This window comes from Agrobacterium sp. DSM 25558 (assembly GCF_900100825.1).
Classification (GTDB): Bacteria; Pseudomonadota; Alphaproteobacteria; order Rhizobiales; family Rhizobiaceae; genus Agrobacterium.
Map to the genome: position 1 here is coordinate 23,282 of NZ_FMUD01000050.1, position 9,891 is coordinate 33,172.

Annotated in this window: 7 protein-coding genes; 6 read left to right on the forward strand and 1 reads right to left on the reverse strand. The window is 51.1% G+C overall.

Translation table 11 applies throughout. The features are described 5' to 3' along the window. Positions 1-91 precede the first annotated feature (91 nt). Complete coding sequence (locus DSM25558_RS25835) at positions 92-2,209, forward strand: DNA cytosine methyltransferase (RefSeq protein ID WP_083716668.1); 2,118 nt, start codon at positions 92-94, stop codon at positions 2,207-2,209. 1 nt (position 2,210) lies between these two features. Here the strand turns inward: DSM25558_RS25835 and DSM25558_RS25840 are convergent, their stop codons facing one another. Beyond that, positions 2,211-2,882 carry a hypothetical protein gene (locus DSM25558_RS25840; RefSeq protein WP_077107495.1) on the reverse strand — a complete coding sequence of 224 codons (672 nt, stop codon included), beginning with the start codon at positions 2,880-2,882 and terminating at the stop codon, positions 2,211-2,213. A gap of 518 nt (positions 2,883-3,400) precedes the next feature. Between DSM25558_RS25840 and DSM25558_RS25845 the strand changes: the two genes are divergently transcribed. From DSM25558_RS25845 to DSM25558_RS25865, 5 genes are read left to right on the forward strand one after another with little or no spacing between them, the layout of a single operon-like run. After that, positions 3,401-3,793, forward strand: coding sequence for a hypothetical protein (locus DSM25558_RS25845; protein ID WP_077107496.1), 393 nt, complete (start codon positions 3,401-3,403; stop codon positions 3,791-3,793). A 43-nt stretch (positions 3,794-3,836) separates the two neighbouring features. After that, complete coding sequence (locus DSM25558_RS25850) at positions 3,837-4,646, forward strand: hypothetical protein (protein ID WP_077107497.1); 810 nt, start codon at positions 3,837-3,839, stop codon at positions 4,644-4,646. Positions 4,647-4,701: 55 nt separating this feature from the next. Then, positions 4,702-6,906, forward strand: coding sequence for a DDE-type integrase/transposase/recombinase (locus tag DSM25558_RS25855; RefSeq protein ID WP_159442530.1), 2,205 nt, complete (start codon positions 4,702-4,704; stop codon positions 6,904-6,906). A 32-nt stretch (positions 6,907-6,938) separates the two neighbouring features. Next, positions 6,939-7,904: a TniB family NTP-binding protein gene (locus DSM25558_RS25860; protein ID WP_077107500.1), complete on the forward strand. Its 966-nt coding sequence runs from the start codon at positions 6,939-6,941 to the stop codon at positions 7,902-7,904. Between the two features lie 6 nt (positions 7,905-7,910). Beyond that, a complete protein-coding gene (locus tag DSM25558_RS25865; RefSeq protein WP_077107501.1) occupies positions 7,911-9,710 on the forward strand; it encodes a TniQ family protein in 1,800 nt (599 codons plus the stop codon). The last annotated feature ends 181 nt before the right edge of the window (positions 9,711-9,891 follow it).

The following is a 9,891-nucleotide window of genomic DNA, read 5'->3' on the forward strand; positions in this document are numbered from 1 at the left end:
GCGACACCCCACACAGAAGTCAAATCAACGATAGCTCAAATCCTAGTAAATTGTTTTCAAACTTCAAAACGTATGACTGTCACTAAGGAAAATGTCGAATATTGATACATTTAGGAAAAGTGACTTGCCTACCGCTAGCGCCAACAAAACGTCGCTTAAAACAGATCTTGGCGCTGAATCGGATCGTTTGAAAGCTATTAGCGAAAGCATACTTCATCTGCGCAGAGTTGCATTAAATGCGACACTCGATCTCATCTCAAAGATCGCGGTTCTCAGACAGGATACCAGTATAGATGCTGGCACCCTTTTGCTTCGATGCGGCATAGGACCTGCAGAACTTCGAGAACTCGAGACGATTGAACGCGTTTTGGGAGAAGACAGAGAAGCGCTTCGCGACACCTCTTTGCAGTTTAACGCCCTCAGGGCGTTGTCAAAAGCTGGCAACGAGGCTCGAGCGGAAGTCTTAAAGCGCATGCAGGCTGGTGAAATTCTGGACGAAAGAGCAATCAGAAGCGCCGACCGCAACGAACGTGCACGATGCCGTACCGACGCGGAAAACGCCTATCTAGCCCATCGCGATTTGCTTCGTAAGCGGCTTCAGCAACATAAGAATAAGGCAGAAAAAGAGTTCACTGACAGAGCCAACGACTTGCATTTGTCAATGGCAGATTACATCGGCCTTCAAAACAAGGCTCTAGCAATCAGCCGGAACGAACCCCCAAGCAGTCAAGAGAGAGATGCTTACGCAGCAACCTTGAAGCAGCGTGATAAAATCAAAAGCTTGGCCGCAGAACTGCTAGTCAGGTTTGAGGACCTGTTTGGCGAGCATTTTGTTGGCCCTGAAAACTGGCTTTTCTTACCGGAGAAAGATCTGCCCATTCGAAGATTGGCTGAGGCTCACTATTCGCTCAAACAACTGGCTACTGGTGTGTTCTCGCATCTACCCCACCACAACACCGAGTTTTACGAGTGGTCCGCTTTTTCTTCGATCGGCATCCTTGCCGGGAAACCTGCTTTCGAACGTTTCAGTCCAAGCGTAGTGAAAACAGAGGTGGTTTCCGTTCCACGCCTCGGTAGAAAACTACGCGCTGTTACAGCCGGAAACGACATCGCTGGAATCCAACTCGGGGTCGAAGCTGCTACCTTCGAAATTAAGGGCCATTTGAACATCGAGGAGATCGCTGAACCCGATCAAGTGTCTGGCCTAGTAAAAAATGCGGACATATTTTGTGGGATCGTACCAATAAGGAGCGCAAAGCACTCGATTAAAGATAAAGAGATCCAAGTTTTCGAGCGCATGAGACATGGTATTGAAAACACTTCTCCTCGCAGCTTTTTTCTTGAGTGCGGCTCGCCATTGCTACTTCCGGTCAACAGAGGATTTTTGCAAAAGCAGAAGCTTGAATTCGCAAGACTAGGGTACTGGACATCAGAGTTCCACCTCAACTCCCGCGACTTCGGACTTTGCCAGGACAGAAAGCGCTCATATGTCATCGGAATAAAGCGCTCACTTCGATCAAAATTCGAAATGCAACAAATAGAGCTCAATCTAGCCGAAGATACGGAAGCGCTCATTCAGGCTGCGTTAACGAAAGATTTTTCGCGCGGTAGTGAAGGGTCGGAACAGGAAAAGCGTGCTATGGGCACAAACGTTGATCGGATTATTCATCAGTTCGGCGTGCGGTTCAGACAACTCGCTCCTGATTTGGATAAGTTGATCTACCGGCCTAAAGATCAGGTCCCTGACGAGTTGAGGAAAAGACCACTTACCGCCGCGCAAATCGAAGAAAGAAAAAATAAGATCAGAACGCCTTCCGTTAGCAAGCGATATTTCGACGCGCTTCAGCAAGCTGGCTTAGGGATTGAGTTTCAAAACGTTGCATCGTCTCTCAGCGCTTACTCGGTGCCACTGTCAGTATCGGTTTTGAAAGTTCTTCAAGGTTTACCGGCCGACTGGGTACCGCCCGCGGACTTAGAACCAGTCCGAGAGGTATGCCAGACAACGCCCCCGGTTATAGCTCGAGCACTCGCACAAGCTTTGCATCAAACCTTGACCAATGAGATCATAAGTCTGAGCGATGCAGCTAAACTACCTCTGGAGAAGGCGCAACGGCGATCGTCGACCTTCAGGATAGGTATTGCGCAAGCAGTCCAGCCGAAGCATTTCATCGCTGAAGACTGGAAAGCAGAATGGCTCCGTCACCACTGATCTAGATTTTCGGCTCTTGTCGTGGATTTTCCTTAAACGTGAATACACCAAGGAAATAATTGGTGAGGAAGTCTGGATTGTCCGGCGGAAATGTTGCGACCTTCTCAGCATTCATAAAAATAGACGCGATGCCTGGCTCGAATGCCACGCGCCAGTCTACGCCCACCGAGCTTGTGAACTCATAGCCTTCAACTCCTTCGTGGCGTTCGCACAGGACCTCCACGCCTTCCTGCATGCAGAGAGCCTCTGTAAGGTAGGGATAGGCCATAGCAAAATTGTCGTTCCATGTTTCCTTGCCGAAACCTGCGCCATTGTACGCGAGTTTGGCGTTGGTCAATTCCCGCTCAATGCACTCCATGGCCAGGTCGGTATCTTGCGTGAGATATTCAACGGATTCCTCGTCGTCAAAGCAATGCCATGTCCAGTCGTTGGCTCCGATCTCCACCTCTTCGTACTCGTCGGTGACTAACCAAACGCCGTCCCAGTCATCACGCGGTTCTTCGTTGCGAAATTGCAATTCGACCGGAAGAAAACGGGTACGCGCTTTGTCCTCAAAACGAATTTTGAGCAATTGGTGCTCGACTACAATTTTCGGCTTTACACCAAACGTTTCGAAAAGATGCCCAAAGCGGGCGTTGAGTTCAGCGACACGATTGAGCGCGGGGAAGGCCATAAAATTTCATCCGGACTAAGATTTTCTCCAGACTCGTTCTTAGCTTTGCAAGGAACCATCACGCATTGGCCACAAAATCCATTTTCTTCGGACTGCTGCGAAGTGGATCACACTAAGTTAACTATGATGACAATTTTAATAAAATTTTCTCAAAACACGCTGGACGGAATTCAGAAACGATGTGAGCATGCAAACCTGTATCAACGGATGAACGAGCAATGTTCTCTCTTCGAATAATACCTATGGGCAAGCAGACCCACTGAACCCGTTAGCGGAACATTCGCTCTTCGGGCTGGCAGTGTCGTAATTTATGCACGCTTACCATCAAGGTCGTTCGAAAATGGTTGTACACTTTCCCAAGCAGGAAACCATGTGCGTTTTCCGTCATTCAAGAAGGTTTCTTACGCGAACCTTCGCCGACATTTCGCACGTCATTAACTCGAAAACTCATTTCCCCCAAAGACGTTTGCCCTCTCTGTGGTCGATATTGTGCCTCGACCGAAACGTGAGGCAGAGACATGCTGACGAAAAAAGACACCCTGAGTACAACGCTCAGTAAGGTCTTCGAAGGCACGATCTTCTTCATCGACGGTCAAGGTGACATCACATCCCTTAAGCCATCAGGAGAGTTCGTTATGGATTTCAAATTTGTGCAGTTCGCGGACTGCAATCAATCGTGCCCTACCCAAAATGTTTTCGTTGAAGCCTCAGGCGGAAAAATTGTCGTGAATGTTGAGACGACAGACTTCCCGCCATCGCTTCTTGAAGAAGACCCAGAATTCCATTTGCTTTTGACCAATGCCCTGCCGCCGGCCAAACTTCCCAATGTCCGATCGAGCGCCCGTCGCGTTCGTCCAGGTCGTGGGCACCCTTGGCGTCCTCTCAATTCGAGTGGCAAGCACTCAAAATAAACCACCGCTTGCGCAATCGACCCGTAAACTTTGGGAGTCCGTGATGCCTCGTAATGAAAGTGCCGTCAGCACAGTTGCGATCATGAAACGTGAGATCGATCATCGCGACCGTCGTGATCGCCGGTTTGGGAATGCGCATGCGCACCATCGCCAGCGCGACACCCGCACGCTCAATTTTCACATCGATACGACAGTAACGGCGCCTTGGGACCATGCGCCGTGGATGCCACCAATGGAACATCAGGGAGCCCGAAACGTCGCCAAAAATAGCGACTCTACGGCTCGCGGTTTCACTATCTTTAACAACGAGGAAATCCAGCACGAGAGCGGAAATGAGCATGCGCTTTCGACGATCCTCCAAGCTCGCCAGGATGTTGCTGTCTTGAAATCACAGTGGCCAGTGATCCGCTATATCGACCAAGACAACGTCATTCGCCGACACACGATCGACTACTCAGTCGTATTTAAAACAGGAAAGTCCATCGCCATTGCGGTGAAACCGGAGAAACACCGCATCAGCACCGAAGCGCTCATGCGTCGAATTTCAAAAACAGGGGATTACACAAACATTGATAGCTTCAAAGTTGTGACCGAAGCCTACGCAACAAAGGGTCGCTTTGCAAATGCCCGTCACGCATTGTGGTCCCGCGACTACCACGACGATCAGGAAATGGACCGGACACTCTCACTCTTCAAGAAGCATTCGAGTATGCACGTCTGGGAGTTCTACGAAGGCGCAAAAAACTGGATGCGCTTCGCAGCGATCTGGCGTCTTGTCGATCTCGGGTACGTCTTGCCAGCATTTCCGGCGGACCATGTAACCGATCTTAGCCGGCTGATTAAAACCAACTAATCCAACCCAACATTCAAATTTTTCACCAAGGCTAATGCCCGGGTACGGCGAAGCCATGTCTAAAGGAAACACGCTTATGAATATGCTCCCAGTAAAACTGAACTACATCAAAATCGACGTCTCAAAAAGTTCGCGAGTGACCTTCGAGGGAGTCAACTGGACTCCGAAATATCAAGACAAAGGTGGATATCACCTGTGCGCTGAGCTTGATCCAAACATTAATACCTACCTCACCTATCAGGAGCTTTATAATGAAGTGACTGCAGGAACAGCAGAGGTCCACTACGATTACCACACAGCGCCTATGGCCTATGCACGTTCCAAGTTCGGTGAGAAAGGCCTTCTCGAATTTAAATCCGAGCATGTCGAACTGGCTCTGGTTAAAGAGCAAATTATCAACTTTGTGGAAAAAAAGGTCCTCGACAACGGCGGAAAGTCGCTTTCTCGCAAAGATCTTGCCGACGCGTTGAGTGCCGCAATTGAGAAAATCAATAACGCATCCAAGACTGAAGCGACATCGAGCAACTATTCTAATAAGGCCGTTACCGCTAAAAGTTACCGCGCCCCATCAATCAAAACGTTTCTGAAATATTGGGCCGAATACGTCTTTTGCGAGCGTGACGTGCGGGCTTTGGTCCCGCGCCATCGTGGTCCAGGACCTCGGAAACTCACGGCAGTTTGCCCAGAAAGCCTTGGCATCTGGACGCGCTTTGCTCAAGAGTTCGCCAGTTCCCGCAAGCCAACGATGCAGAAGCTCCGCCATGACTGCATCATTCATATCAATGAACTTAATAAAACGCGGAAAGCTTCAGAACACCTGAAAATTCCTGGTCGTAAGCGGTTCGAGAATATTATCCGGGCGCTGGATAAGTTCGACGTCATGGCTGCTCGCGACGGCATGGCAAAAGCACGTGCAATGTATCGTCCCCAAATGACCGGATTCGACGCCGTGCGTCCCGGCGAGCGTGTCGAATTCGACACGTACCTGCTGCACGCGCAAACATGGCTTGAAGTTGAGGATGTGTGGAAACTGCTGACTGAAGAAACCCGCAAACGGTTGATTAAGGACCGCATCTATATCTGCATGGTGCGTGATGCCGCGACGGGCTACATGCCCGCGATTACGGCATCATTGAAAGACAACTCTGAGACCGTGATCAAGACGCTGGACATGGCTCTTAGTGACAAAACGGACATTGCGCGTTTGGTCGGTGCGGAAACCGATTGGTACGGCGGCGTGGCATTTCAAAATGCCTACACCGATAACGGCACGCCGTACATCTCAGCAGCAACACACAAAGCGTTTCGCGCCGCTGGGGTACAGCTCACGCATCCTCCTGCAGGACAGCCATGGCATCGCGGATTCATCGAGACAATCTTTGCAACCATTTCTGGCCATTTGCTCCAGTATTTCGACGGAGGTACTTCGTCTGGTGTCGATGCAAAAGGAGATTATGATGCCAAGGCTAACGCAACTCTGACCGCAGACGAGGTCATCGCTCTCATCATTCGCGTGATCCTGGACGTCTACCACCACAAGATCAACGTGCGTACTGGTGAAACGCCCCATAATGCATGGGTGAAATACCTGCAGGAGACCGGCGTACGCTATGATGTCGATCCCCATAAGCGCCGTCACGTCTTTGGCATGCCGTTGCAGCGTAAGATCCAGCCTGACGGCATGTATGTCTGGGGTATCCGGTTCCAATCCGCGCAGCTCCAGACATGGCGCCAAAAAGACGGCTCAGATGCCACCTTCCAAGTCCGGGCTCACAAGTCTGACCTTCGCTGGATCTCCGTCTTGACGAGCGATGGTTGGATTACAGTACCCAACCGCATCGACCTGAAGGAAAAAGTGAGCATCTACGAATGGGCTGCCGCACGCCAGATCGTAGAAAACGGCGCGAGTGACGCTCAGATGCCATACCTCGAACGAATGGAACGTGCGCTGAACAATCTGCGCTCCACAGGTGAAGCTGCGGCACTTCGGGCAAACATTTCGCCCCACGCTCCTTCAGACGAAGAGTTTGCCAAGCGTCAATCCAAGCTTTTCGAGGGCCTCAAGCTTTCTGCGCCCGATAAAGGCTGGAATATCAAGCCCGTCACAGTCGCGGAAGATCCGCTGCTCACGGGAGGCATCGCTGCAAAAGTCCTCATCGCTTCGGAGGACGATAATAACGATCCCGTCGAAGAGAGTGCGGTGACCACTGAAACGCCGGTTGAGCCGGACGGCGACGTGGAAAACCACTTTTCTGAATAATCAGTACCGCCCAAAATTATCAGGAGATAACTATGTTCAATACTGTTGTGACCGCGAAAATGGCTCGCAAGCTCGCTCTGGATTCGGTGTTTATGGAGGTGAAAGACCGCGATCAAGAATTTGCATGGCACATGCGCAAAATCAGCGAAAATATCGAGGCACGCCGACTCGGGGGCGGTGTAAAACAGTGCGCCTTGGTAATCATTGGAGCGTCGGGCTCCGGCAAATCAAAACTCTTGTCGCATCACTTGAAGCAATTTCCTCGTTTCGGTGCATTCGAGTGCGGTCAGTACGTTGAAGGGTCACGGTCCCTTTGGATCGAGGCGCCCGGCGTCTGCAACACCAAAAGTTTTGCTATCGCTCTTCTCTGGGCCATTGGCATTCGTGCGAGAAGCGCGACACCCGAATTCGAACTCTATCACATCCTGAAATATAACCTTATGAAACTCGGAATCGAGTGCGTCATCGTCGATGAGATGCAGCACGTTGTTCGTGGCGCACAGGAAGCGAAAATCAAAAAAGTCCAAGATGTTTTGAAGAGCCTTCTTCAAATCGACGACTGGCCGATTCACTTCATCTTGGCTGGCACCGCCGACGTCAAAAACTTCCTTGAGGGCGACCGCCAACTCGCAAATCGCTGTCGCGTCATGCGCCTCTTGCCAGTGCCGCTCAACGGCGGGACACCGTTTGTAGACCGCGTTATCAACGAGATCCTGGTTAAAAAGGCCGGCTTGAAAATTGGCTGGACGAATTCAGACAACGTTCAGGGACGTCTCATCAAGGCGTCGTCAGAAGCGATGGGCACCTTGATCTCAATTGTCCGCGAAGCTTGTTTCCTCGCCATCGACGAGGACCGTGACACGGTCACCGTCAACGACTTTGCACAAGTCTATCGCGTCAACACTGGCTGCGTGAAAAACGACAATATTTTTACTGCCGCGGCTTGGGAGACACTAAAGCCCTCGAAAGCCGTTTCTGACTTGTTCACCTCGGAGTAAAGACAAATGGCTGGAACTGCACCTATCACGCTCCCTCACCTTCCTGAGCCAAAGTCCGACGAGACGGCTGGCAGCTATATGGTTCGCATTGCGTGGGCAAACGGCTTTTCCTCCGCAGATCGTTTTCTGCGAGTCCTGGGCCTTCCGCGCGACAACGTCCATCTGTTTTCAGATGATCTGGTGTCAAGGTTGTCAGAGACGACAGGGCTGTCGCCCGAAACCCTGAAGCGGTTTTCAGCTCCAAGCGGCAGTATAATCCCATATGGCGATGACTTCATCAAAAGATCGCACGTAAGTGCGATAGGCGTTCGCTTCTGCCACGATTGCTTGGCGTCAGAAAAAGGTAATGGTGGATATATCCGCGGCACCTGGCAGTGGCAGATGATCTCGCATTGCCCTCACCACGGTCGCCTTCTGAGGTATGACCCTCGCGGAATTATGCAGCTCTCTGATTTCAGCGAGTTGCTTTCGAGTGAAGCCGAGGCCGCAATTGATCTGGATGAAAGCGACGCGTATTTTACGGAGCGTCTTCTTGGGCGGCAACACGAAGGCTTCCTTGACGACCTTCCTGCTTATGTCGCCGCTGAACTGTGCGCCCTTGTCGGCCATTTCAGTATCGGGTCAAAGACAGGATCTTTCAGCGAACGCATAAAGGATGGCTTTACAGATCCGACGGTTCGCCGGGAAGGATACGCTATCGCGGCCCATGGTCGCGGCGCGATTGATGACGTGATGACAAACTTCGTTAAGGTCGCCAGTAAAACGGTGACGTACCCCCGACGCATTTACTCACCGCTGCTTTACTGGTGGAAGGTCAATAAACATTTGCCTGCCTACACACCTGTCATGAAGATGTTCCAAGAACACGCGGAAATGAACATCCCGCTTGAACGTGGAGATACTTTCATCTGGACCGTGCCCAAGCGGAATGTTCACACCATCGCCTCAGCGGCAAAAGATTACGGCCTCTCGGACGAACGTGTCCAACGCATACTGGAAACGAAATTTGATACACCAGATCTTCCTCGTTTTTTCAAACGCGATGAAATCCATCACTGGCTTCTTGAGGGTTCTGCGTATGTCACGACGTCAGATGCCGCAAAGACGCTCGGCTGTTCGATGAAAATCTGCGACGACCTGATAAAAAACGATTGCCTCGCCACCGTCGCCAACCGGGACTACGATGGGCGCGTCTTCCGCCTGATCCACAAAATCGAAATTGAGCGCTTCGCCAAACGACTGGCTGATGTAGCTCGAAAGGATGTTGACGTGAAAGCATTGGTGCCTGCAAGTCTGATCTACAAGTCATGTACAATTAAGATCGCCGACATCCTCAAGCTCGCATTTGACGGCCACGTCCAAAACATCGGCTTTACCGGTGAGACACCCAGGATCGAAAATCTCTACTTCGACCGCACCGAAATCTTGAAAGCCCGCAAGGTTTTGCTGACAAACCTCGAAAACGAAGCAACTGAAGACGACACCATTGACATCAAGTCGGCCGCGCGGCGCCTGCATTTTACTCTCTCAACAATGCTCGAAGTTACGAACCTCGGCCTCATCCGCTTGATCGAAAAAGAGGATTCCAATTGGAAGGGTCGCCCACGTAAGTTGGTGAAACTGAGCGAAGTTGACGAGTTCGCAGCGCATCATATCTCCCTTGACAAGCTTGCAACCAATAACCAAACCGACCGTGCGACCATGCTGGACGCCCTGACCTCTAAAGGCATCCGACCAATCTTCGAGGCACGCTTCCGCGCAGCGAAGGTCTATAAGAAGTCGACACTGTCTCAGCACGGATATTGAATCAAACTCACAAATTTGACTTCCGCAGGAGTCCCTCGCGGGGGCTCCGACACGCGAAGTCCAGTCCAGTGTTTTTCATAAAACGCGGATCTTAAGTCAAACAGCAAGATTCGACGGGTTACCCTTGCTTAGGAACGCGGCTCGCCATATCCAGCTACGTCCACAAGAGTCCACTTTCACC